The following is a 26024-nucleotide window of genomic DNA, read 5'->3' on the forward strand; positions in this document are numbered from 1 at the left end:
TCAATCCATTACTCCATATAGACCAGTGGCTCACCACTATGCACGGTCTGACCAGAACGGCAGATAATGGCTTTGACAATGCCATCATCGTCAGCATAGACCGGCAGCTCCATTTTCATGGCCTCGATGATGGCCACCGTGTCGCCTTTTTTCACAATCTGCCCGGCTTCTACAAAAATCTTCCAGATATTGCCGGTCATAGAGGCGTTGAGAGGGACATACTGGCTGTAATCGGTATCATCCTGCAGCACTTCTATTTCTACAGGTGCATCAAACTCGTCTTTCCAGCGTTCAACTTCGGTGCTAAAAGCAGCGTGCTGCTGCGCTTTAAAGGCGGCAATGCTGTCCTGTTCTGCAGCAAGGAAATCCTGATACGCTGCAAAGTCAAACTCGCATTCCTCAATTTTAATTTCTGCCAGACCATGGGTGAAATCAGCGCGGAACTGGTCCAGTTCGGCCTCAGTGACCTCATAATATTTAATCTGGTCAAAAAAGCGTAAGAACCATTGCTGATCGCCAAACTGTTTGTTCTTTTTAAACTTGTTCCAGATCGGCACGGTACGGCCGATCAACTGATAGCCACCCGGTGAGTCCATGCCATAAATACACATATACATGCCACCAATCCCGACTGTACCTTCAGCGGTAAAAGTACGGGCCGGATTATATTTGGAACTCAGTAAACGGTGGCGCGGATCGACTGGTACTGCACAAGGTGCGGTCAGATACACATCTCCTAGCCCCAAAACCAGATAATTGGCATCAAAAATAATGTCTTTAACTTGCTGACGAGTGTTTAGACCATTAATTCGCTGAATAAAATCGACATTATTCGGTAGCCATGGGGCCTTGGCACAGACACTTTCCTGATAACGCTCAACCGCACCCAGAGTCGCTGAGTCCTCAAAGGCCATGGGTAAATGGATAATTCTTGAAGGTATTTTAATGTCACGTAAATCACCCATCTGTTCTTCAAGACCAAGCAGGAAGTGAATCAGTTGCTGCTGGCTCAAACGCAGACCATCATATTTAATCTGCAAGGATCGCACACCAGGTGATAATTCCAGGATACCGTCAAGATCAGCTTCACGGATCAGTTGCATCAAGCGGTGTACGCGCAGGCGTAGGGCCAAATCCAGTACGTTGTCACCATATTCCAGTAAGATATAACTGTCACCTGCCTGACGATATACAGCTTTTGGTGCATCTGGTGTAGCTTCACGCAATGCCAGAATACTTTCTGCTTGAACTGCCACGACTTCAGCCTCGTAGGGCATCTCTGCCTTGGCAAAGTTTTGGAGGGTTTGAATTTGCTGCCGCTCCAGCGCATTGGCCTGTTCTACCGAAATTGGATAGAAGCTAATCGTGTCATCGGCTTTCAGCTGTCCAATTTTCCATAGTTCAGCTTTGACAATGGTTACCGGACAAACGAAACCGCCCAAGCTCGGACCATCTTTGGCTAAAATCACCGGGAAATCACCGGTAAAGTTAATCGCACCAATGGCATATTCACAGTCATGTACATTGGATGGATGCAGACCCGCTTCACCGCCATTTTCACGCGCCCAGTTTGGCGTCGGTCCGGTTAAACGGATACCCAATCGGTTCGAGTTAAAATGCACTTTCCAGCTTGATGCAAAAAACTCCTCAATATATTCAGCTTTAAAGAAATCAGGAGCGCCATGCGGACCATAGAGCACACCAATTTTCCATTCCTTGCCATAACTTGGAATCAGATCTGTTGCCAAAACTTCAGGTTCTGCAATCGCTAAAGGTAGACCATCGGCCGGCAGCTCAGGATTCACCATCTTAATCATGTCACCAGCCCGTAACACTCGGCCTGCATGTCCACCAAAATTACCTAAAGCAAAGGTAGAACGGCTACCCAGATATTCCGGCACATTCAGACCATTTCGTACAGCCAGGTAGGTCCGGCATCCGGATTCAACCTGTCCAATTTTTAGGGTTTGGCCTGCTTTTACCTGAATAGGCTGCCAGAAATTTACTGCTTCATCATCCAGACTTACCGGACAAGGTGCGCCAGTTAAAGCAATGATATTTTCTGCATGAAATTTGAGGATTGGACCTTGCAGGGTAAATTCAAACCCGGCGGCGGCCTCGACATTCCCAACAATTTTATTGGCCAGCCGGAAGGCATAATCATCCATTGGGCCTGAAGACGGTACACCAATATCCCAATACCCGACACGACCCGGATAATCCTGAATCGAACTTTGTGTACCCGGCTGAATCACCTCAATCACATTCGGCACATATTTGAAATCATCCAGCATGCGTGTCCAGATCTGCATCTGTTCAAAACGTGGATCTGAAATAACAGTATGCACATAATCCAGATTGGTACTAATACCATTCAGGCGAGTTTCAGCTAAAGCTGATTTAAGCGTATGAATGGCGATATCACGGTCTTCAGCATGCACAATAATCTTGGCAATCATTGGGTCAAAGTATTGGGAAATTTCAGTTCCGGTACTCACCCAGGTATCAACCCGGACATCTTCCGGAAAAAAGACATCCGTCAAAATCCCTGGACTCGGCTGGAAATTTTTCACCGGATCTTCGGCATAGATGCGTACTTCAATCGCTGCACCCTGAGGCTGAATACTGCTTAGATGCTTCCAATCCAGAGTATCGCCTGCTGCCACTTTCAACATGCATTCGATCAGGTCCAGTCCAGTCACCATTTCAGTCACCGGATGCTCTACCTGCAAACGGGTATTCACTTCAAGGAAATAAAACTCGTCACGTGCTGCATCGTAAATAAACTCAACCGTACCGGCACTGCGATATTTCACCGATTTACCCAGTTCAACTGCCGCCTGATGCAGTTTTTGACGGGTTGCTTCAGGTAACTGTGCCGCTGGTGTTTCTTCCACAACCTTCTGATTACGGCGCTGTAATGAACAATCCCGTTCACCCAAAGCCACGACTTGTCCCTGACCATCCCCAAAAATCTGAACTTCGACATGACGGGCTTTATCGATAAAGCGTTCTAAAAATACCCCTGCGTCTTTAAAGAACTGCTCGCCCAGACGTTTTACACTTTCATAAGCCTCCCGAAGTGCCTCGGCATCATCACAACGGGTCAAGCCAATTCCACCACCACCTGCTGTGCTTTTCAGCATAATTGGATAACCAATTTTTTCAGCTTCCGCCAAAGCTTCGTCCAGACTATTTAGCAGACCTGTACCGGGAGTCATGGGTACATTGGCAGCTGCAGCAAGTTCACGCGCCCTGTGTTTTAAGCCGAATTCCAGAATCTGCTCCGGTGTTGGCCCCATAAAGGCAATATTATTTTCTTCGCAGGCACGGGCAAAGTCAGCACTTTCTGACAGAAAACCATAACCTGGGAAAATTGCTTCGGCCCCGGTATTCTTGGCTGCGGCAATCAGCTTTTCAATACTTAAATAGGTATCACTCGGTTTGGTACCTTCTAAGGACACTGCAATATCTGCATCAATCACATGCTGTGCATAACGGTCCGTTTCTGAATAGATGGCTATACTGGTTATACCCATTTTTTTTAATGTGCGAATGGCACGAATAGCAATTTCGCCGCGATTTGCAATCAGTACAGTTTTAAACATGTGAATCCCCTTTTATTCTCTCTATTTTTTGAATCTGCTGAATGGGTCTATTTCGTTGTTTTCTGATTCAGCTGCTGTATATAAAGCCGCTATCGACTATGTTCGCTGCTCTGTGTCGTAGCCTTTGATACATACCGTCCGCAAATACAGCTTTTTTAAATGCATCGTTTTTTGCTTGAAGAGGTGCAGCATTCGCAACCGGAATCCAGACAAGTTCACCCACCTCAACATGGGTAGTGCGTTGAGCAAGATGATTCAGTTGAAGCTGTTTTGGCTGATCGGCATCGCGCCATTTTCGGACTGTCCAGCCGATCATTTTCTGATGAAGCATTCTGTATCCAATCTTGTATCCAAGTTTGAATACAGTTATGCAGAACTTATGCCAGTTTAATTTTTATTTTATTTTCAATGTCTTAATAAAATTTAAGATGTATAAATTAGGGAGAATTTCATTGGATGGTTGTTTTTGGTTCAGCCTGTTTTCAATTCAGTGCAAAAATTATTCTGGAACTCATATTGCATGAGCTACATCTCTCCAACTTGTACGACACTGATATAAAAGCCTATCTATTAATGAACCTTTAAGGGAACCATTCAGCTTATATCTTGGGCTAGTAATAAAATTGGAGGTACTCCATGCCGGGCTTAAGGGGGTTTTAACCCAAGATGCATATAGGCACACAGGAGATGATCGAAAGGAAATATAAAAGGAGAGGTTTCAAATATTGAAGTAAATAAGGCTACCCAGTAATATTCACTGAAATTACGGATAATCTCTGTCACTCAACCACGAAAAGCGGCTTCAATCACGGCAACATCAATTTTCTTCATGGTCATCATCGCATTAAATGCGCGCTTGGCCGCAGCACGGTCAGGACTGTTACAGGCGTTGATCAGGACCATTGGCGTAATCTGCCAGGAAATACCCCACTTGTCTTTACACCATCCACACTCGCTTTCCTGACCGCCATTGCCAACAATGGCATTCCAGTATCGGTCTGTTTCTTCTTGGTCTTCAGTCGCCACCTGAAATGAAAATGCTTCATTGTGTTGAAAGTCAGGGCCACCATTCAGTCCAATGCAGGCAACGCCCATCACCGTAAATTCGACGGTGATAACATCGCCTTCTTTTCCGGAGGGATAATCTCCGGGTGCAAGATTGATCGCGCCAACTGAGGAGTTTGGAAAGGTTTCTGCATAAAATCGTGCTGCACCTTCGGCATCGTCATCGTACCAAAGGCAGATGGTGTTCTTCGCAATATTCATCATGTTCAATCTCCATTGATTTAGGTCTTACACGCTCTGCCTAAGCACAATGTGTTTCATATATCAGTCGAGAATAGTCATATGATCCCTTGTCTATCTTTCACCAAAAAACAGAATAAACCTACTTTAGAATTGTATTTTTATTGATCGAAAGCTGTTTCAAAGTGCTTAAACTGATGCGTTTCCAGAGTTTGTCACTGAACGATGGATTGCTTGGAAAATCGTGAATCAAAGAAAATGAATTGACCGTTTCGAGATATTAAAAAAATTAGTGATATAAATACTTTTTTAGTTTTTTAACTTTGAGACTGCTGGCAAAATTAGCCGAATTTAAATAACCAGATATGGAATCATATGAAATTTCAGCTCATAATTATTTTTTACTTTTCCAGAATTCCCACTTAGACTAGAGCACAATTTTGTTGCATATGCTTTTTGCCCTATGACCATTCAGGAATTAAGAAGATACCTTCGTAAAACGCGTCGTCATCTCTCTAAATTTGAGCAAAGGCAGTCCGCACAAAAAGTCTTAAACCGCCTGATCCGCAGTCCAGAATTTATTCATGCCCAACGTATTGGCCTGTATTTGCATGCTTTTGGGGAGATTCAGACCCAATCGATTATTGAACGCTGTTTTAAACTGGGCAAACAGGTGTATCTACCAGCGATTTGCGACATGAATCAGCAGCTGGTCTGGATCCGGATCACCCAGCATCAATATCATAACAAGCGCTTTGCCCATCATCGGCTGGGTATGCGAGAGCCCATGAGCACCCGTGGTGTGCATGTTTCCAACCTGGATTTATTACTCATGCCGCTATTGGCCTGTGATACTTCAGGCACACGGATTGGGATGGGCGGCGGTTTTTATGATCGTACCTTGGCTTCTGCGCCTGGGCGTCCGTTCCGTCTGGGGCTGGCACATGACTTTCAACTGCTGGCACAGCCGTTAAAACGTGAACCATGGGATCAGCCCCTTGATGCTTTAATCACCCCGACAATATTTATAAAGTTCAAACGTTAATTTTGCAATTTTATCCTTGCTAACTACTTTAAAATCACATAATTAGTCATTTTTTATACAATTTAATCTTAACTGCCCTTGTATTTTTAAAATTACCCATCACTATTAAAAGCATGGCAACACCGTTGTCACTCATTAGGAGTGCTCATGTCTGAAATTATTATGAATCAAGAAACCTTAGAGCCTCAGGTTCCAAGTGTATTACCCCTTTTGGCGCTGCGTGATGTGGTGGTTTATCCACATATGCAAATTGCGCTGTTTGTCGGTCGTGAAAAATCGATCAATGCAGTTGATGTGGCTCGTAACAGTGACAATCTAGTATTTGTAGTTGCGCAAAAAGATTCGCTTACAGAAGAAATTGATCACGACAATTTATATCAATACGGTACTGTCGCGAAGATTGTGCAAGTTGTGAATCACGAAAATGATGAAAACTGTATTAAAGTCCTGATCGAAGGCCTGCACCGTGCCAAGCTGAAAACTATCATTGACGAAACTGAGTATCTGACAGCAGAGCATGAACTCAGCCCAATGACGGTGAGCGTCGATGCAGACACCCAAGCTGTGCGCTTGCAGGAATTACGTGCGCTTTTCGCTCAATATGCAGAAGCGAAACTTCGTAATGCGCGTGAACTGATCACCGCAGCCAACAAAATTGAAGATCTATTACAGTTATTGTTCTTCGTCGCAACCCGTGTTCCCTTGAATATTGATGTCAAACAGAAATTCCTGGAACATGACGAATTCGAAGCGCATTTGACTGAGCTGATGACTTATCTATTGCAACAGTCTGAAGAACAACAGATTGAGCAAACCCTGCATGATTCTGTTAAACGTCAGATGGAAAAGAACCAGCGCGAATATTTCCTGAATGAAAAAATGAAAGTCATTCAGCGCGAGCTTTCTGATATGAATGGTGGTGCGGAAGACGATGTCGCTGAAATTGAAAAACGTCTGGCTGAAGCAGATTTGCCTGAGCATGTACGTAAAAAAGCAGAAGCTGAATTCCGTAAATTAAAAGCGATGCAGCCTGCTTCAAGTGAAGCTGCTGTGGTACGTAACTATCTGGAAGTCATTCTGGATACACCATGGAATAAAGCCAGCAAAGTCAGCATTAACCTGAGCAAAGCACAGGAAATTCTGGATGCAGACCATTATGGTCTGGACGATGTCAAAGATCGCATTGTGGAATATCTGGCAGTTCAGTCACGCGTGAAAAAATTGCGTGGCCCGATTCTGTGTCTGGTTGGTCCTCCAGGTGTGGGTAAAACTTCACTCGGTGAATCAATTGCCAAAGCAACTGGTCGTGAGTTCGTGCGTATGGCACTGGGCGGCGTGCGTGATGAAGCGGAAATTCGCGGTCACCGTCGTACCTATATCGGTGCGATGCCAGGTAAAATTGTGCAGTCATTGACTAAAGTGGGTGTAAAAAACCCGTTGTTCCTGCTCGATGAAATCGACAAGATGGCGCAAGACTACCGTGGCGATCCGGCTTCTGCGATGCTTGAGGTACTTGATCCATCACAAAACAACAAGTTCAGCGATCACTATCTGGATTTGGATCTGGACCTGTCTGAAGTGATGTTTATCTGTACCGCGAACAGCATGAACATTCCTGAGGCCCTACTGGACCGTATGGAAGTGATTCGTCTCCCGGGTTATACCGAAGAAGAGAAAGTCAATATTGCGGACCGTTACCTTGTTCCTAAAGCAATCAAGAACAATGGTCTACGTGCCAAAGAATTGACCGTGCATGAAGAGGCGATTCGTGACATCGTGCGCCGTTATACCCGTGAAGCCGGTGTTCGTAACCTTGAACGTGAAGTGTCAAAAATTGCACGTAAAGTGGTAAAAGAAGCGGTTAGCAAGAAAGCCAAAAACCTTCAGGTTGAAGTGACCGCAGGAAATCTTCCAGATTACTTGGGTCCACATAAATTTGACTACGGTATGGCGGAAGAAGAAGCGCAAATTGGCCGTGTAAATGGTCTGGCTTGGACTTCTGTCGGCGGTGAATTACTGACCATTGAAGTTGCAGCAGTCCCAGGTAAAGGCAAGTTCATTACCACCGGTTCTCTTGGCGATGTCATGAAAGAATCGATTACCGCTGCGATGACTGTAGTGCGTACCCGTGCGGATGAACTCGGCATCGAAGCCTCGCGCTTTGAAGAAACCGACGTGCATGTGCATTTACCTGAAGGCGCAACACCGAAAGATGGTCCATCGGCAGGTTTGGCTTTGACTACAGCATTGGTATCTGCTTTCACGGGTATCCCGATTCGTCCGGATATCGCGATGACAGGTGAAACCAGTCTGGGCGGTCGTGCGCTGCGTATCGGTGGCTTGAAAGAGAAACTTTTGGCAGCCCATCGTGGTGGCATCAAGCTGGTATTCATTCCACAGGAAAACGTACGTGACCTGGCGGAAATTCCAGAAAATGTCAAAGAAGGTCTAGAAATTAAAGCCGTAAAATCGATTGATGAGATTTTACCGCTGGCACTGACCTCTTTGCCAAAAGCCTTGGTTAAAGCACCAATTGTGAAAACCAAAGAAGAAGCGAAAGCAGCGCGTCATTAAGACTTGATGTTTCATATAAAAAACCCTGCTTCGGCAGGGTTTTTTATTGAGTTATTGAATAAAACAACTGAATTATGGCTGTAGTGCCATCGTAACCAATCCATCAATCACATGAGTCATCTTGTTCAGATCAAGCTTGTCGAGGGTATCCAATTCGGTATTGTAATAAGGATTACGATAACTCGCAGTATCGGTAATCAGCATGGTCGAATAGTTGAATTTGGCATAATTCAGATAGCCCGAGAAATTCATATCCTGAGCAAAACTTGGGCTGACAAAGCGTTGACATTCCAGACGGTTAAAACGCTGCATGGCATCACAATAATCTCCAGTCAGGCCAGTTGAGGCTAAATGCCCAATGGCTGCAATGAAATTGCCATGTCGTGGATAAATCCATTTTAATCCCACCGGATAGCTCTGCACCTGATGTTCATCAAAATAACCAATCGAATCCAGAATCACCACGCCCTCAATTTTCTGCTTCTGCTTTTTTAAAGACTTGGCATGCATATAACTGCCCATATGTTCTGTCTTGAAAAAAGGCGGCTCTTCAAGCGTATAGAAAGCAAATTCGACATTATGTTTGAGCTTGGATTTTTGTAAAGCGAGTAGTCTTGCTGTTTCTACTAAGCCCACCACACCTGAGGCATTATTATCAGCCCCATATCGGGCACTGAAAACATCATAATGTGCTCCCATTACCATTTTGGTTTTGGCTTGAGTATCCAAACTACAGATGACATTTCGGTAGCTCAGGTTATTGACCACATAGACCTGAAACTGGCATGGGATGCCAAAGCGCTGCATCTGCCCTTTAATCCAGGCAGATACCCGATTCAGCTCTTTCAGATTTTTATAATTTCGGTATTCATCAACACTCATGATCTGGCTAAAAAATAATTCCAGATGAGAGACCTGAGCATTTTTGCTCGAATTGGCTGCACAGAGACTAGGCCCCATGAGGCCTATCAGTAACAGCAGCACAGTACAACATCCTTTTATCATGACACTGTTCCGCATTTATTATTATTCCATTCCTTTATCAAGCGGATACTTGAACTACGGACATTAAAGCAACACTAAATCTCTCATTTCAATTTCAATTTGTTTCCCTGCTCAACTTCATGTTGTTTGATCGTTATAATGAGGTATCCAATTATTGATCTGTCTGTATGAAAATCCGTATCCTAACCATTGGTCAAAAAATGCCAGCGTGGGTGCTGACTGGTTTTGAAGATTATTTCAAACGTATTCAGCCTTTTGTACAGACCCAGATTATTGAACTGCCGATGGCCAAGCGCGGGAAAAATGATTCTGAAGCGGATATTCTGAAATACCGTAATATTGAGGGCGACAGTATTTTAAATGCGCTCAAGCAGAATGAAACCCTGATTGCGCTTGAAGTGGGCGGACGTGAATTCAGTACCGAAAAACTGGCTGAAACCATGAAAGGCTGGATGCTGGAAGGCAATGATGTAGCACTTGCGATTGGCGGGCCGGATGGTCACTCAGAAGCCGTGCGTAAAGCTGCTGCATGGCACTGGTCACTTTCCAAGTTAACCCTGCCGCATCCACTGGTACGTGTCATGCTGATCGAGCAGCTTTATCGTGCCATGAGCATCAATAACAACCATCCTTATCATCGGGCAGGCTAATGATTTTGCTGAAGCGTTCTTTATATGCAACGTTTTGTTGAATAATATCTCCTGCTCTTATTTCTATTTTTCATGCATTATTGAGGTATCTTTCCAGATGTGGTTTGACTTATGAACTTACAAACGTTGCCCGGCTTATTTATTTCTCATGGCTCTCCTATGCTGGCGCTGAATCCTGAGCAAGTGGGTCCTGCCTTGCATCGTTTGAGCGAAAATCTGCCACGCCCGGAAGCGATTATTGTGATGTCTGCGCATTGGGAAAGTGATGCGTTGGAAGTCAGTAGCGCAATTCGCCCAGAAACTTGGCATGATTTTCGTGGTTTCCCGCCTGAACTTTATCAATTACGCTACCCTGCACCGGGAAATCCTGAATTGGCCGAGAAAGTCTTAGGCTTGCTGGCCAATGCCGGCTTTTCTGCACATGCCAACAGTACTCGTCCGCGTGATCATGGGGTATGGATGCCGCTGCTACATATGTATCCAGATGCCAGCATTCCCGTGGTAGAAATTTCCTTACCCATGTCGATGAGCGCGGATGAGATTTATCAGATTGGTCAAAGCCTGGCACCTTTACGTGAACAGCAAATCCTGCTGATTGGTTCGGGCAGCATTACCCATAATTTACGTGAACTGTCTTGGGATGGAACGGCTGCTGATGTACCCGAATGGGCTTCAGGTTTCCGTAATTTTGTGGTGCATAAACTGACACACAGCGATTATGACGCGGTACTGGACTGGTCCAATATTCCGCATATGGCGCGCAATCATCCAACGCTGGAACATTTTGCTCCGATTTTCTTTGCGATGGGCACAGGTCAGCGCTTTAGTCTGGTACATAGCAGTTTCAGCATGGGTTCACTCGGCATGGATATTTATCGCTTCGATTAATCTTGCTTCAGCGCTAAAATCTTAATCATGGATACATTTTGCAACTCAAAGCTGCGAAATGTATCCATATTTTTTTGCAATCTATCCATTATTATTGTTTGAACTTTATATACTTCATTATAAGTCCATGAAATTAAAATTTATTGTGCTGGCATTATTGCCTTTAACTTTTGCAGCCTGTCAGTCCAGTGATATTCAACGAGCTGGAGATCTTGCAATGGCCACCATACAACAAAAAAATGCAGATCAGATTCTTCCAGCCTATTACTGGGAACTGAATCGTGGACTAGAACGACCAATCGTACTCAGTTTTGATGCTCAAGGCCGTCTGAGCGCGGTGACGGGCTGTAATGGACTTGGGACGACCTGGTCAGTAAAAAACAGTATCATCACCACCAGCGAAGTTGTAGGCACTGAAATGGCCTGCGATGCAGCATTGATGGAGCAGGAACGTTTTGTCAGCCAGCTTTTACAGAAGCGTGACATTCCTTTTACGCTCAATGCCACAGATCCTAACAAGCCGACTTTGACGTTGATGGCCGCAAATGGTCAAGCGTATGAATTTATCGGGAAAATGACTCCGGAAACCAAATACCAAGGTCAGGCTGAAACAATTTTTCTGGAAATTTCCCCCGATACCAAACAATGTACCGGCGTAACCCAACAAAGCTGCTTGCAAGTCAAAGAAGTGAAATATGATCAGAATGGCCTGAAAACTCAGGTGGATAAAGACTGGACTTTATTCTATGACCAGATCGAAGGTTTTCAGCATTCACCAAATGAACGGCAGATTATTCGGGTCAAACGTTTTGAAATTAAGCATCCGGCAGCCGATCAATCGAAATATGCCTATATTTTTGATATGGCGGTTGAGCGTAAAATAGTTAAGGGTGCTCTCTAAAACTAAAAATACCAGATATAAAAAAACCGGGGCAACAGCCCCGGTTTTTTCAGCTTAGACTAAGTCAGACTTAGAATACGCCTTGAGCAAGCATTGCATCAGCAACTTTTACGAAGCCAGCAATGTTCGCACCGTCAACATAGTTCACAGTACCGTCTTCCTTAGTACCGAATTTTACGCAGTTGCGGTGAATTTCTTTCATGATTGCGTGTAAGCGCTCGTCAACTTCTTCGAAAGTCCAGCCTAAACGCAATGCGTTTTGAGACATTTCAAGACCAGAAGTTGCCACACCACCTGCATTTGATGCTTTACCTGGCGCATAAAGAATTTTCGCTTCAACGAACTTCTCAACAGCTTCAAGTGTAGAAGGCATGTTCGCGCCTTCAGCTACACAGATTACACCGTTTGCAAGAAGCTTAGCAGCGTCGTCTGCATCCAGTTCGTTTTGAGTCGCACATGGCAATGCGATATCACACTTGATACCCCAAGGACGTTGTCCTTCAAGATATTCGAAACCATGTTTAGATGCGAATTCTGAAATACGGCCACGTTTTACATTTTTAAGTTCCATGACTTCAGCAAGAAGCGCCTCAGTGAAACCGTCTTTAACGTGAACTGTACCGGCAGAGTCAGAAAGTGAAACCACTTTCGCACCGAGGTACATTGCTTTTTCAGCAGCATATTGCGCAACGTTACCAGAACCTGAAATCGCAACGACTTTATCTTTGAAGCTTTCGCCACGAGACTTAAGCATTTCCTCAGCGAAATACACAGTACCGTAACCCGTTGCTTCCGGACGTGCCAATGAACCACCGAAAGTTAAACCTTTACCAGTGAATACACATGCCGTGTCGTTACTTAATTTTTTCATCATGCCGGCCATGTAGCCCACTTCACGACCGCCTACACCAATATCACCTGCAGGGATATCTGTGTTCGCACCAAGGTGACGATACAGCTCGATCATTAAAGCCTGGCAGAAACGCATGATTTCGCCTTCTGATTTGCCTTTAGGGTCAAAATCAGAACCGCCTTTACCGCCACCCATAGGAAGTGTGGTTAAAGCATTTTTAAATGTTTGCTCAAAGCCTAAGAATTTTAGGATTGAAAGATTCACTGAAGGGTGGAAACGCATACCACCTTTAAATGGACCGATCGCTGAGTTGTACTGTACGCGGAACGCACGGTTTACTTGAGTCTGACCTTGGTCATCTACCCAAGAAACTCGGAACTGGATCGCACGTTCTGGCTCAACTAGACGTTCTAGTAAACCATGTGCTGCGTATTGTGGGTTCTTTTCAATGAACGGCCACAAACTGGTCATCACTTCTTCTACAGCTTGAAGAAATTCTGGTTGATGTGCATCACGTGATTTTACGTAATCTAGGAACTCATTAAGTGTGTTGTATTTCAACGCTTAATCCTCAGCAGAAAATGGATCAAAATTGGTCAAATTTACAATCAATGTTAAATTTTGGCGCAAAATATTAAATATCTTTTGTAACTAATCTACAATACTTTTTTTGAAAATACTTTAAAATTAATTTGATAACAAATATTTATATTGATTATGAAAATTTTTTCTATGTCAGGAAATGCCAATCGAATCAAGGCTTACATTCAGATTTATGCCTAATAATAAGGCACAAGTTGACCCTTAATTGCGCACGACTTAGGAGTTTAAAAATATGTTAAAATTGATGAATCGACATATTTTGTTTCACTTACTCTCTCATGCTTGCCATGAGTAACGCTGGTTATACATGAATTCGCCCATTTCTCTGGTCCAATCGATTGACGCTTTACTCCCTCAAACCCAATGTGGACTCTGCGGTCACCGTGACGGATGTTTACCTTATGCCCAGTCGATTGCTGAGGGGGAAAATGCCAATAAATGTGTGCCGGGCGGACAGCCTGTTGCCGATGCTTTGGCTGCATTATTAAATCGTCCTAAACTTCAAGCTGAAGAAAGTGTCTGGCCAGTTCAAGCCGATGGTCGACCTCAGCGCATCAAAGCCGTAATTCGTGAAGATGAATGTATTGGCTGTACCAAATGTATTAGCGCCTGCCCAGTCGATGCGATTATTGGTTCTGGTAAACTGATGCATACCATTCTGACCGACCTCTGTACCGGCTGTGAACTATGTATCCCGCCCTGTCCGGTAGACTGCATCGATTTGGTTGAAGATCAACAACCTTTGCCGACTGAAGTACAGCGCATTGCGGAACAGGATGATTTACGTCAGCGTTACTATGCGCACATCCAGCGTGAAGAAAAACGGCGTAGCGATCGTAAGGGGCCTGTGGTCCGTGCAGAAATTGATACGGCCCTGTTTGCCCGTTTCTCTGCGTTAAATGAGCAACTTCCCGTGATTGAAGTCGCGAGCAAGCCAGCGAATGCGCCTGTAGCCCTCGATTCCAAGACCACGATTGAACTGGCAAAACTACGTACCCAAATTAAAAAACTGGAAAAACAGCTTTCGGTTCGTGAAGATGCTCGAAAACGTACCCAACTGGAAGAACTGACACAGCAATTACAGGCTTTACAGGGATAGAACATGACCACAGCAAAGGCCAAGCCCGTTAAAAACATGACCAAAAAGCAGATTCAGACCTTTTTTGAACGCCTGCGTGAACAGCGGCCTAACCCAAAAACCGAGCTGAATTATTCCAATCCCTTTGAATTACTGGTCGCGGTCACGCTCTCTGCTCAAGCTACCGATGTCAGCGTTAACAAAGCCACAGACAAACTCTTTCCAGTCGCCAATACACCGGAAGCCATTTATGCGCTGGGTGTGGACGGCTTGAAGGAATATATCAAGACCATTGGTTTATATAACTCGAAAGCGGTCAACGTGATTAAAGCCTGTGAGATGCTGATTCAGAAGCACAACAGCATCGTACCGGATAATCGTGCGGATCTTGAAGCCCTGCCGGGTGTAGGTCGTAAAACGGCGAATGTGGTACTGAATACGGCCTTTGGTCAGCCGACCATGGCGGTTGATACCCATATTTTCCGGGTAGGTAATCGTACCGGACTGGCAGTTGGCAAAAATGTGCTGGAAGTTGAACACCGTCTGGTCAAAGTCATTCCTAAGGAATTTATCATTGATTCACATCACTGGCTGATTTTACATGGTCGTTATACCTGTATTGCACGCAAACCGAAATGTCATGAATGTGTGGTAGCAGATGTGTGTAACTGGCCGGACCGATTCGAGTTTGGCGCAGCCCGCCCGATTGCAGTGAAAAATATTGAGCTTGCGGAATAGAACGGCGCGATCAAGCTGGAATAAAAAATAGGTGACCAATGTGTCACCTATTTATCGACTTTGAGAATTCTGCTTTTCGTTCAAACTGGATTCTTAGCTGAGCTGAACCATTGTGGATTATTTATCCTGATCCTGTTCAGCCTTTTCCTGCTGCTTGCGCTGTTCAAGTTCAGCTTGTAATTTTGGATGAAGTTGGCGCTCAGGTCGCTTTGCTGCATTTTCAGCACGCTCTTCCTGACGTACCTTGTTGAGCATTTTAAAACTGATATAGAACAGACCTACCAATACTGCCAGAAAGACTACCATCAACACCAATACGCCAAATTTCATAGCAACAAGTACCCTGTTCAAATACGCAATAAAAAAGAGCCCTAATATGACTTAGGGCTCTCTGATTGTCAAAATCATCGTCAGCCGATTATTTTGCCTGATCCAGAATCGCGAAAAGATCAGTCTGAACTTCATCGATTGGACGTAAACCGTTTAGCTTGTCATAAGTTGGTGCATTTTCACCAGACGCTGCACGGCCTTGATAGAAACCAACCAGTTGCTCGGTTTCAGTGTGGTAAGAACCTAGACGCTTGCGAATGGTTGCTTCCTGGTCATCAGGACGCTGAACCAGATCTTCACCCGTTTCATCATCTTTACCTTCCACTTTTGGCGGGTTGTAAACGATGTGATAGACACGGCCAGATGCCGGGTGCTGACGACGGCCAGAAAGACGTTGTACGATCTCTTCATCTGGTACATCAATTTCAATCACGTGATCAATAGTGATGCCTTCATTTTCCAAAGCTTCTGCTTGAGGAATGGTACGCGGAAAACCATCAAAAATGCAGCCATTTACACAGTCAGGTTGCGCAATACGCTCTTTTACTAGACCAATGATCAACTCATCAGAAACCAAACCGCCATTGTCCATGACACTTTTAGCTTGTAGACCTAATTCAGTTCCTTCACGAATTGCAGCACGGAGCATATCACCGGTTGAAATTTGTGGGATATTGTAGCGCTTACAGATCAACTGAGCTTGTGTACCTTTACCTGCTCCAGGTGGTCCGAGTAAGATAATGCGCATATATAAACATCCTCATTTAAACAATATGTATGACGCCACGACCACAATCACCCGATTGTGTCCCCCGGCATCTCATTATAAGAAAGCCACAAACAAATGGATTAAACCCGCGACAAAACCGGTTACCCCACCCAATAAAATCAGAATCCATTCATCTTCCTGAAATGCAGGACGTAAAAGGTTCTGAAACTCTTTCGGAGTCAACTCGCGTATGCGGTCTCTAAACATTTGATAGATTTTCTGTGCACGGCTCGCATTAAATGCTGGGTCGCATACAGGCACCATCGTAATTTCAATCGAGCGATCGATCAAGTCTGTCTTGAGTTTTGCATACTCTTTTGGCCCTAAAGACAGCTGTAAAGAGGTCCGAACCAGGGGTGTTTCCATAATTTCATTAATATGACGTTTGACAATGCGGCGGGTTTTGTCTTTTTTACCACCATACATCATCTCGGTCATGATCGATTTTAACGTAATCAGATCTTCTGTGACTACACTTGCGAAGACGTCAGAGACTTCATCCTGACGTTTCATAAATGCACCTTGTATGTTATAGGTGCCAATACGCGGAATGACTGGTTTGATCCACGGAAACTTGCGATTTGTGGTACGGGTAAAGAATTGCGGGTACTTTACTGGGTGTGGATAGAGTGGGTTGAATACCATCCAGATCGCGATCCAGTTGGTCAAAAAGCCCCAGATCGCAGCCCAGAACGGTACAGTCCAGTGCCACGGCACTACAAACCAGACAATCATCTGGAAAATACCAAAGAACATCCCGATGAGGGCACTGATATGCCAGATAAAATTGATCTCTTTTTGACCCACTTTCAGGAACATCCGCACCATTAACCGGCGGTCACCTTCCATCTGGCTGACCACCATTTCACGCATATCTACAAGTGACTCGACGTTCATGGTCAGTTCAGTCACTAATTCACGCAAAATTGCCGGCATTTGTTTTTGCGCTTGTGCATAAATCCTGCGTTTGATGGCAAAAGGCAGATTTTCCCAAAGCACCGCATTGCGATCCATCATGACTTCATCAATCAGATGTTCCAGTTCGAAACCGACCTGCTCGCCAATGATGCGTGCCATATCATCCGGATCCATCGCCTGTAAAAATTCGCGAATAGAGCCTAATTTTGATAACGTGTTATCGGTAATAATGCCTGAAATACGTCCAGCTTTGCGTGGCACAATCCCTTGCCAGCCCACAGGTAATGGCCCGAGATGGAAACCCCAAAAATTGATCGGATAAAAGACCATTTTCAGCGCCATCCAGACGTGAGCCCAGGTTACAAATGCAGTCACTGGAATAATGCTGAGCACAGCCCAAAAATCCGGGCGGTTTACAAAGGTTTGCCACAACTCGTTGACGTACTCAAGCATGCATAACTTCCATATTTAATTTTTTGTTCACAGAATACACATATTAATAAGGTCGAATATTTTGTCTATAAACCGATACTTAAAGTATAGGAAAATTGTAGCCGGGGTTCTGTTTCAGCCACAGCACGACCATTTCGGTCTTCGAGTTTCTCTCCGGCACCGATCCCGATACTAAAACTGCTGATCCGTTCTGAACTAAGCAAAACATAGGCCAAATCAATTCCAGCACCTAAGCGGGCCTTGTATTCATTGTCGACACGTTTGCTTTCAATATGACCCGCATAGCCTCCGACATAATACCCATTTTTATCCTTGCCGGTCAGATGTGCAGGATAACGAAAGCCTGCCTGACCGCCAATCGTACGATCATCATCCAGAAAAACACCACCTTTCACATAAGCAATCCCATAAGGGTTCACCCATTCGGTATTTAAATGCAGTAATTTCTGGGTAAAACCAACACCCACATTAAAGGCTTTTGCCTGAGCAGGCTCTATTTTGGTTGCAGTATTATTAATCTGATCATGTGCATAAGCCCCGTTCGCCCACAATGCAAACGCTAACAAAGGGTAAACCTTGTTCATTCCTTCACCATCTTCCTTAATTATAGTTTTTGGTATAGTCCTATTTTTATTAGATTTTACTCTAGCAGAATTATCACAACTCTTATATACAGCACTTTACAATTTTAATGTCTGCAAAGTCAAAGCTTAAAGGAACTGATTGTAAGGGCAGTTTTTCATTATCAAATCAAGTGCAGTTGCGTTAGAATACTCCACTTTGATTCTTTTCTACCACTCTCAGGTCTTAAGTCGATCGCGTATGAAGCAGCACTTTCCTTTAAAAAACGCACAACAAGAAAAGCGCATCTATCGCAGTCGAGTCTTGATTTCCATGGGGATTGTCATTTTCTTTATGCTGCTGCTGGTCAGCCGCTATGCCTATTTGCAACTGTTCAACTTTGAAAGCTTTACTACAGCTTCTGATGAGAACCGGATTCGTCTACAACCTTTGCCGCCAGCGCGTGGTTATATTTATGACCGTAACGGCGTGTTGCTGGCCGATAACTATCCAGTATTTACTGCCACTTTAAGTCGTGCTGACGTACAGGATATCGATCAAACGCTCGAACGCCTGAAACCGATTCTGGAATTGACCGAAGAAGATCTTGAACGCTTTCAAACCCGGATTAAAACAGCACGTAAAACCGAACGGGTTTCAATCAAGCTCAACCTGAATGAAAATGATATTGCCCGTTTCAGTGAAGTGAAATATCAATTTCCGGGCGTGAATATTGAAACCCAGATGACCCGCTACTATCCGCATGGTGACCTGTTCGCACATGTGATTGGTTATGTCGGTCGGATTAATGACAAAGAACTGAAATCAATTGATAAGGATCTCTATGCTGGAACCAACCTGATCGGAAAAATCGGTGTGGAAAAATCCTATGAAGAACTTTTACATGGCGTGCCGGGAAATGAATCGGTAGAAGCAGATGCCTTTGGTAATGTGCTGCGTCATTTGGGCCGTAAAGATCCGGTACGTGGTAATGATCTGTTCCTGTCACTGGATTACGGCTTGCAGGTAGTCGCTTCGGAGCAACTGGCCGGGCGTCGTGGCGCGATTGTGGCGATGAATCCCAAAACCGGGGAAATTCTGGCGCTGGTCTCCAGCCCAAGTTTTAACCCGAATCTGTTTGTGACCGGGATCAGCACCAAAGATTATTCGTTCCTGCGTGATAACCTTGATCAACCTTTATATAACCGTGCGGTACAAGGGGTTTATCCGCCTGGCTCTACTATTAAACCAATGTTTGCACTCGGTGGTCTGCATCATGGTTTGGTGGACTGGGATACCACTATTTCTGATCCGGGTTATTTCAGCCTGCCGGGAGACAGTCACCGTTTCCGTGACCATAAAAAATCCGGGCATGGCGCAGTGAATATGCATAAGGCCCAAGTCGTCTCCTGTGATACTTATTTCTATGTCATGTCCTACCGCATGGGTATTGAAAAAATGAATACCTGGATGCGTCAGTTTGGCTTTGGGGAAAAAACCGGCGTGGACTTACCAAGTGAAAGCTCAGGACTGTATCCAAACCCGGAATGGAAAATGCGTACCCGCAAGGCCAAATGGTCACGTGGTGAAACCATTTCTGTCAGTATTGGTCAGGGTGCTTTTACTTCAACGCCATTGCAGCTGGCTATGGCCACAGCCATTACCGCCAACCATGGCAATAAAGTCATTCCCCATGTTCTGCGCGAAAGTCGCGGTGCCAAACCGTTCAAGGTGCATAATGGCACGCATGGCAAGATCGATTTTAATGGTCAGGAAGAAGACTGGATCAAAATGCGTGATGCGATGGTGGACGTAATTCAATCCGGTACAGGCCGAGGCATCAAAAGCGGCTTACAATATTCTATTGCCGGAAAAACCGGTACGGCACAGGTAAAAAGTATTGCTCAGGGCAAGCGCTATAATGAATCCTTATTGACTGACCGTCAGCTGGATCATGGCCTGTTTGTCGGTTTTGCACCTGCTGAAAATCCTGAAATCGCGATTGCAGTTATTCTGGAAAATGGTCGCGGTGGTAGTGCCGCAACGGCTCTGGCCCGTCCAATTTTTGATTACTGGTTACTGCATAAAGATAAAAATCCGGTACGCCCACAAGGCCACCAATTAAGTGGTGGTCTGATGACGGCCGGAATCAAGCCAGCTGAATTGCCAAGTGGTGCAGGCATGTTGAGTCAGGATGCAGCATCTAGTGCCGTTCCAGCCAGTGACCAGCCCGACAATGCTGCTCCGACTTCTGCAAATACGGCTGCATCTCCCGCAGCAACACCTGCTCCGACACCGGTAGAGCGAGATTAAAGATGAAAAACCAGCTTCGAATTATTGGTGGTGACTGGAAACGCCGCCAACTGCCTTTTGCCAGCATTGAGGGTTTGCGCCCGACGCCTGACCGTGTTCGGGAAACACTGTTTAACTGGCTGATGTGGGATGTACAAAATGCACAGGTGTTGGATATTTGTGCCGGTTCTGGGGCATTAGCGTTTGAGGCATTATCGCGTGGTGCTGCATCAGTGGTGATGATTGAGCCGGATCGTACTCAGGCACAATTTCTGACCCAAAATCTTGAACTGTTAAAAGTCACCAAAGCACGTGCACAATTAAAAGTGGCTACGGCGCAGCAAGCCTTGCCCGCTCTTCAGACACAGTTTGATCTGGTTTTTCTAGATCCGCCATATAGCTTAGATTTATGGGAAGAACTAGCGCTCAAGGCAGATCCTCTGATCAAGGACAATGCCTATATTTATGTAGAAGCAGATCGTGATTTACAATTGCTTAAATTGCCATCCTCATGGCGTTTAATTAAAAATACCAAAGCCGGTACAGTTCGTGCTGGGCTTTATCAAAAAAGTATTTCTTGATTTAAATTGTTTTGAAGAGACATTAAAAAAGGATTCCTCAGTGGAATCCTTTTTGTCATTGTAGTCAGTCAAATTTAAAGACTGTGATTAACGATCACGGCGCCAGTCGCGGTTATCTCGGTCACGTTTCCAATCCCGATGATCTTTATGGTCCTTATTTTTCCAGTCATGATCTCTGTGGTCTCGATCATAATGTCCATTACGATCTCTGTTGCCACGATAATCATCATCCCAAGGATCAACCACACAACCGGTTAATGACACGGCCAATACAGAAAGTAATATCACTTTTTTCATCATGTCCATCACCTCTTACTGCACTCTGTCAGTATCAGGCGAGTTCGTGGAGAGTGAACGGAGCCATTGTTGCACTCTTGTAGAGATTTATGCATGTTTTATACATGACCATAAACGTCTTTTTTCCTATTTAGCTTTCATGCTTTTATAAAAATTCTAACTTTCATTTGCATAAATACAGCTAAATAGAAGCTTGGCTTTTGTTTAAATCTTGAGAATACTGCTGCCTTTGCTTATGACCTGATCTCTATGACTTGGCTGTTATTTATTCTTGGTGCAATGGTCGCAGGTTTCGTCCAGGGACTAACCGGTTTTGCCTTTGCCCTAATCGCCATGTCTTTCTGGGTTTGGGTACTACCTCCGCAACTGGCCGCGCCTTTGCTGGTATTTGCCTCGATCTGGAGTCATGTGATTTCACTCAGTCAGGAACAAAAGCAGCCGGTTTTATCCAGACAGTTGGTGCTGCCTTATCTGGTTGCTGGTCTAATTGGCGTGCCTCTTGGTACTTATCTGTTGCAGGTCATTCAAGCAGATACCTTTAAGATAATCTTGGGATTTTTTCTGGTGCTGTGGTGTCCGGTGATGCTATTCAATCCGCAATTCAAAACGATCCAGCATTCAGGAAAATTGATTGATAGCTGCATCGGTTTTATTGGTGGGATATTAGGAGGACTGGGCGGTTTTTGCGGTGCCATTCCTTCAGCCTGGGTGATGTTAAAACAATTATCCAAAGCCCAGCAGCGCTATATTTTGCGGCACTTTAATTTTGCAATTCAGCTTTTCACGATGGGTACGTATCTATGGCAAGGTCTGATCAATCAAAGTCATTTACCCTATCTGGCCTTGCTGATTGTTTTTGTGAGTATTCCGGCTATTTTAGGTGCAAAGCTATTTTATAAAATTTCAGAATTACTGTTTAAACGTGTGATCTTAAGTTTACTCTTTAGCGCAGGCTGTTTTCTATTAGCATCCCAATTCATTTAAACACAAGATCAAGCCGAGTCTGTCTTCCCTGCTAAAGCTTGAATCCGGTGAAATAACTGCTATGTTAAGGCCAATCTTTCGCAATATAGATCATCATTATGCAGATTCGTGATCAGATCGTTCTTGTTACTGGCGGTGCGCGTGGCCTGGGTTTAGCCATTACTCAGGCTTTACTGGCTGAGGGTGCGCGCGTGGTCGTGAACTATCATAGCAGTCAGCAGCAAGCCGAACAGCTTGCCCAGCAATATCCTGCGCAGGTATTTATTTATCAGGCAGATGTCACTCAAGCTGATCAGGTACGCGCTTTATTTGCCGCGGCAAAAAATCATTTCGGCGAAGCAATTCATGCTGTAGTCAATAATGCACTGATTGAATTTGAATTTAATGGCGATGCACGCCCTAAAGTAGAAACGCTGACTTGGGACATGTTGCAACGGCAATTCAGCGGTGCAGTACAGGCAGCTTTAAATACCACCCAAGCCGCACTGGATGACATGAAACAGGCAGGGTTCGGCCGGATCGTGAATATTGGTACAAACCTCGTGCAAAATCCGGTAGTTCCTTATCATGACTATACCGCCGCCAAAGCAGCATTATTGGCCTTTACCCGCACCACGGCGCAAGACTTGGGACAATATGGCATTAATGTAAATATGCTCTCTGGTGGCCTGTTACAAACTACGGATGCCAGTAAGGCCACACCTGACATTGTCTTTGACCTGATTGCTCAATCGACGCCTTTACGCCGCGTAATTACACCAGAAGAATTTGCTGCTGCAATCCTGATGTTTTTGTCACCTTATTCACGTGCTGTCACAGGACAAAACCTGATTGTAGATGGCGGCTTGGTCAAAGGTTAGTTGTTTAGAGAATGGACCTAGATTTTCAAACTCTGTTGTTCTATTTTTTAACCATTTGGTAGATTAAAAAGGTTTTGTGACCGGGTTTTACTTCTACAATAGTGCGCTCCCATAAAGCCTTTAGTCTACTTTCCATGAAATTTATCACGACATTGCTCAGTACCTTGCTGCTGGCAGGTTGTATGTCCAGCGATTTGAAAAAATCAGAACAATTACTGCAAAATTTCCATTGTGCCAAGGTAGATACCGCACAAATGCCACATAGCAGTATGACTGACTACTATCAGCAGATGTTGTATAGCAGCAAATCCAAAGTCGAGTCTTATATTAAGCAATATCGTCAGGGTGAAGAGCTGTTTGACCTGCCACTGCATGAAGTGGTGGAGCAACAATATGATCTTTATAAAGATGCCTGCCAAAATCTGGGTGGAATTTTACCCGCTTCTGAAAATGCATCTTAAGTCTGTCAATCTTCATGATGATTAGGCAATAAAAAAGCAGGAGAATTTTCCTGCTTTTTTTCAATTCAATTTTAACTCTGATAATAACGCTGATCTACGCTGAAGCATTCAGGGAATTTTGGCTGAATCTCTGCATAAAATGCCATGATTTCTGCCATGTCTTTTTCATAATCCCCTGTCGGATAAACAATTTTACCTACACCAGTTTTCTTCTTCTCATAATCCATATAGGCCAATGCAATCGGCACACCTGCATTAATCGCGACATGATAAAAACCTGTCTTCCACTGTTCCTGTTTAGCACGAGTCGCTTCTGGCGTGACCAGCATCACCAGTTTAGGATGGGTCTTGAATAATTCCGTCATCACCTGAACCATACTCGGACGAGGCTCCCCCGGCTGTTTAGGACGGCGATCAATCCCGATACCGCCCATAGCACGCACAAAAGGTCCAAATGGCAATTTCATGTAACTGTCTTTAATGGTTAAGCGAACATTCACGCCTAATGCTTTTAAGGCCAGACGTGCATACAGTGCATCCCAATTACTGGTATGAGGAGCAGCAATCATGACACATTGGTCTAAATCTAGGGGCCAATGGTTATCAATTTCCCAACCCATCAGGTTCAGGCTTTGTTCTGCTAACTTCTCAAACACGTCACGCACCAATTCTATTCAAAATTGCGCGAATTTTAGCAACCTCGGCAAATATAGATAGTGCTCTATGAGCAAAAAATAAACAATTAATCTATATTTGTATAATTAGAATTTTTAAATGAATAGTTGATTATTTTTGCCACCTTGAACTTATCTCATACATCAATTTACGGATAGTTCAGATTGCTTCCCCATATAAATAGGAATTTTTTTCCAATTTAAAGGATTCATACATTAAAAAGCTCTTAACCTCCTAATTTTGGGATATGGCAAATATGAGGGTCTTTTTATACTGAATCCACATTATAAATTTCAGGAAGATTCTAATGAAAAAAACTTTACTTTGTATTGCTTTAGCGGGGTTACTTAGTGCCTGCGGCGGTTCGGATGATAACTCAAGTACACCTCCAGCAAACAATGTTGGCACTCAAACCGGCGTACTGACGGACGGAATCATTTCAGGGGTGACCTATATCACCAGTAGTGGTGCAACAGGAGTTACCAATGACAATGGTGAATTCAACTTCAATGAAGGAGAAACGGTTAAATTTTATATTGGTGATGTTCAACTCGGTGATGAAATTGAAGCCAAAGAACGTGTTACCCCTTTGGATTTAGCTGAGACTGAAAATGCGCGTATCAACCTTATGGTTTTTTTACAATCCTTAGATGGAAAAGGTGATCATAGCGATGGCATTCAGATTAGTGATGACACTAAAACAGCCTTCACTGCTGTAAAGCTTAATTTTAACCAAAGTACCACCGACTTCGTAAATGAAGTTGTCACCAAAACAGCCATCACACCAGATCAGTTGATAACACCAGAAAAAGCTTCAGAAAACTTCCAAGCGACCTTCTATAAAGATATTGCCGGTACTTGGGAGATTAACCGTACCGATAACACTGCTGTGTTGATTCACATTCTGGAAGATGGACGCTATGCATTAGGTGAAGCAGAAGCTAAAGATGAGAGTGGTCAAGCAGGCATTGAAATGGGCCGCTTAAAATGGAATGCAACAACAACCGTGATTGAACCGGAAATCCTGCATGACACCAATGGTGAATGGGGACTTTCACATCCTGCCGAGAATAAACCTTATTCTTTAAACTATACTGGAACTCAATTAATTCTTACTGAACCAGGCGTTAGTACTGAATACCGTTTAAATCGGGTTAAGCAGTCTAATAGTCTCGTCGGCACGTGGCGACTCAATGAAACGCACCTATTTGCTTTCTTTGATAATAACTATTATTTCTTCCTAGACACTGAAGGCGGAGATGATTGTGGTTGGCCAGGGATTGAATATGGCAAATATACATTGTCAGCAAATACTCTCACCACAACCGAGGTATTATTCGATACCAACGAGTGTGGTGGATTACAAGATAGTTCAAATGGCAGCAAGACAATTGCAAGCATCAATATATCTAACAACAATCTTATCTTACATCCGCAAGGTGAAGATCCTGTAACTTTACAACGTGTTAAATAACCCATATAAACCGGCTTGAATATGAAATTCAGGCCGGTTTAATCAATATGTTCAAATTGAATGGTACAGCCCATCAATAAAAGAGGTGGTCCCACTTGTTTGAACAACTAAAAGCTTATTTATAAGTGATATTCTGCTCTAGTTAAGCTACCTTATTTTGTTGTGGTAGCTGGTCATAGTA

Annotated in this window: 24 protein-coding genes; 13 read left to right on the plus strand and 11 right to left on the minus strand. The window is 44.2% G+C overall.

The genetic code is table 11. From position 1 onward, the window contains the following. Positions 1-8: 8 nt before the first annotated feature. From uca to F891_RS04395, 3 genes are all read right to left on the minus strand, one after another. Positions 9-3608 carry an urea carboxylase gene (uca, locus tag F891_RS04385; RefSeq protein ID WP_005262301.1) on the minus strand — a complete coding sequence of 1200 codons (3600 nt, stop codon included), beginning with the start codon at positions 3606-3608 and terminating at the stop codon, positions 9-11. A 67-nt stretch (positions 3609-3675) separates the two neighbouring features. Then, positions 3676-3939, minus strand: coding sequence for a hypothetical protein (locus tag F891_RS04390; RefSeq protein WP_004279500.1), 264 nt, complete (start codon positions 3937-3939; stop codon positions 3676-3678). 452 nt (positions 3940-4391) lie between these two features. After that, the gene (locus tag F891_RS04395; protein ID WP_004730215.1) at positions 4392-4874 is read right to left on the minus strand and encodes a VOC family protein; all 483 of its coding nucleotides are present in this window, start codon (positions 4872-4874) and stop codon (positions 4392-4394) included. Between the two features lie 442 nt (positions 4875-5316). Here F891_RS04395 and F891_RS04400 point away from each other — a divergent pair, with 442 nt between their 5' ends. Beyond that, the gene (locus F891_RS04400) at positions 5317-5898 is read left to right on the plus strand and encodes a 5-formyltetrahydrofolate cyclo-ligase (protein ID WP_004279498.1); all 582 of its coding nucleotides are present in this window, start codon (positions 5317-5319) and stop codon (positions 5896-5898) included. Between the two features lie 147 nt (positions 5899-6045). Continuing rightward, positions 6046-8472, plus strand: coding sequence for an endopeptidase La (gene lon / locus F891_RS04405; RefSeq protein WP_004279497.1), 2427 nt, complete (start codon positions 6046-6048; stop codon positions 8470-8472). A 72-nt stretch (positions 8473-8544) separates the two neighbouring features. Here lon and F891_RS04410 read toward each other — a convergent pair whose 3' ends face one another. Further along, entirely contained in the window at positions 8545-9477 is a 933-nt protein-coding gene (locus tag F891_RS04410) for a M28 family peptidase (RefSeq protein ID WP_004730218.1), read from the minus strand. Between the two features lie 167 nt (positions 9478-9644). Between F891_RS04410 and rlmH the strand changes: the two genes are divergently transcribed. The 3 genes from rlmH to F891_RS04425 all read left to right on the plus strand — a co-directional run bounded on the left by rlmH (position 9645) and on the right by F891_RS04425 (position 11916). Beyond that, positions 9645-10127, plus strand: a complete 483-nt coding sequence (rlmH, locus tag F891_RS04415; RefSeq protein ID WP_004646335.1) for a 23S rRNA (pseudouridine(1915)-N(3))-methyltransferase RlmH — start codon at positions 9645-9647, stop codon at positions 10125-10127. 111 nt (positions 10128-10238) lie between these two features. Further along, positions 10239-11015 carry a DODA-type extradiol aromatic ring-opening family dioxygenase gene (locus F891_RS04420; protein WP_005262303.1) on the plus strand — a complete coding sequence of 259 codons (777 nt, stop codon included), beginning with the start codon at positions 10239-10241 and terminating at the stop codon, positions 11013-11015. Positions 11016-11142: 127 nt separating this feature from the next. Next, complete coding sequence (locus F891_RS04425) at positions 11143-11916, plus strand: META and DUF4377 domain-containing protein (protein WP_034439259.1); 774 nt, start codon at positions 11143-11145, stop codon at positions 11914-11916. A gap of 70 nt (positions 11917-11986) precedes the next feature. Here the strand turns inward: F891_RS04425 and gdhA are convergent, their stop codons facing one another. Further along, complete coding sequence (gene gdhA, locus F891_RS04430; protein ID WP_005262305.1) at positions 11987-13330, minus strand: NADP-specific glutamate dehydrogenase; 1344 nt, start codon at positions 13328-13330, stop codon at positions 11987-11989. Positions 13331-13679: 349 nt separating this feature from the next. On the opposite strand from gdhA, the gene F891_RS04435 reads away from it, so the two are divergent. Together F891_RS04435 and nth are read left to right on the plus strand one after the other, a co-directional pair. Continuing rightward, the gene (locus tag F891_RS04435; RefSeq protein WP_005262306.1) at positions 13680-14471 is read left to right on the plus strand and encodes an RnfABCDGE type electron transport complex subunit B; all 792 of its coding nucleotides are present in this window, start codon (positions 13680-13682) and stop codon (positions 14469-14471) included. Positions 14472-14474: 3 nt separating this feature from the next. Next, a complete protein-coding gene (gene nth, locus F891_RS04440; protein ID WP_005262307.1) occupies positions 14475-15188 on the plus strand; it encodes an endonuclease III in 714 nt (237 codons plus the stop codon). Between the two features lie 117 nt (positions 15189-15305). Here the strand turns inward: nth and F891_RS04445 are convergent, their stop codons facing one another. The 4 genes from F891_RS04445 to F891_RS04460 all read right to left on the minus strand — a co-directional run bounded on the left by F891_RS04445 (position 15306) and on the right by F891_RS04460 (position 18242). Further along, positions 15306-15518, minus strand: a complete 213-nt coding sequence (locus F891_RS04445) for a hypothetical protein (RefSeq protein WP_005262313.1) — start codon at positions 15516-15518, stop codon at positions 15306-15308. An 88-nt stretch (positions 15519-15606) separates the two neighbouring features. After that, positions 15607-16266: an adenylate kinase gene (gene adk, locus F891_RS04450; protein WP_005262314.1), complete on the minus strand. Its 660-nt coding sequence runs from the start codon at positions 16264-16266 to the stop codon at positions 15607-15609. A gap of 75 nt (positions 16267-16341) precedes the next feature. Next, the gene (locus F891_RS04455; RefSeq protein ID WP_005262317.1) at positions 16342-17658 is read right to left on the minus strand and encodes a DUF445 domain-containing protein; all 1317 of its coding nucleotides are present in this window, start codon (positions 17656-17658) and stop codon (positions 16342-16344) included. Between the two features lie 65 nt (positions 17659-17723). Continuing rightward, positions 17724-18242, minus strand: a complete 519-nt coding sequence (locus tag F891_RS04460) for a hypothetical protein (protein WP_005262319.1) — start codon at positions 18240-18242, stop codon at positions 17724-17726. A 238-nt stretch (positions 18243-18480) separates the two neighbouring features. On the opposite strand from F891_RS04460, the gene mrdA reads away from it, so the two are divergent. Then, entirely contained in the window at positions 18481-20532 is a 2052-nt protein-coding gene (mrdA, locus tag F891_RS04465; RefSeq protein WP_005262321.1) for a penicillin-binding protein 2, read from the plus strand. A gap of 2 nt (positions 20533-20534) precedes the next feature. Beyond that, the gene (rsmD, locus tag F891_RS04470; protein WP_005104630.1) at positions 20535-21092 is read left to right on the plus strand and encodes a 16S rRNA (guanine(966)-N(2))-methyltransferase RsmD; all 558 of its coding nucleotides are present in this window, start codon (positions 20535-20537) and stop codon (positions 21090-21092) included. Positions 21093-21179: 87 nt separating this feature from the next. Here the strand turns inward: rsmD and F891_RS04475 are convergent, their stop codons facing one another. Continuing rightward, a complete protein-coding gene (locus tag F891_RS04475) occupies positions 21180-21392 on the minus strand; it encodes a hypothetical protein (protein ID WP_005104632.1) in 213 nt (70 codons plus the stop codon). Between the two features lie 246 nt (positions 21393-21638). Here F891_RS04475 and F891_RS04480 point away from each other — a divergent pair, with 246 nt between their 5' ends. From F891_RS04480 to F891_RS04490, 3 genes are all read left to right on the plus strand, one after another. Then, positions 21639-22373: a sulfite exporter TauE/SafE family protein gene (locus F891_RS04480; protein ID WP_005262324.1), complete on the plus strand. Its 735-nt coding sequence runs from the start codon at positions 21639-21641 to the stop codon at positions 22371-22373. A 98-nt stretch (positions 22374-22471) separates the two neighbouring features. After that, positions 22472-23233: a 3-oxoacyl-ACP reductase gene (locus F891_RS04485; RefSeq protein ID WP_005107495.1), complete on the plus strand. Its 762-nt coding sequence runs from the start codon at positions 22472-22474 to the stop codon at positions 23231-23233. A 134-nt stretch (positions 23234-23367) separates the two neighbouring features. Then, positions 23368-23694 carry a hypothetical protein gene (locus F891_RS04490; protein WP_005262326.1) on the plus strand — a complete coding sequence of 109 codons (327 nt, stop codon included), beginning with the start codon at positions 23368-23370 and terminating at the stop codon, positions 23692-23694. Between the two features lie 71 nt (positions 23695-23765). Here F891_RS04490 and F891_RS04495 read toward each other — a convergent pair whose 3' ends face one another. Next, positions 23766-24314, minus strand: coding sequence for a 1-acyl-sn-glycerol-3-phosphate acyltransferase (locus F891_RS04495; RefSeq protein WP_171066337.1), 549 nt, complete (start codon positions 24312-24314; stop codon positions 23766-23768). Positions 24315-24676: 362 nt separating this feature from the next. On the opposite strand from F891_RS04495, the gene F891_RS04500 reads away from it, so the two are divergent. Further along, positions 24677-25843, plus strand: a complete 1167-nt coding sequence (locus tag F891_RS04500; protein WP_005262329.1) for a hypothetical protein — start codon at positions 24677-24679, stop codon at positions 25841-25843. The last annotated feature ends 181 nt before the right edge of the window (positions 25844-26024 follow it).

This window comes from Acinetobacter sp. CIP 101966 (genome assembly GCF_000369725.1).
In the GTDB taxonomy this organism is placed as follows: domain Bacteria; phylum Pseudomonadota; class Gammaproteobacteria; order Pseudomonadales; family Moraxellaceae; genus Acinetobacter; species Acinetobacter lwoffii_Q.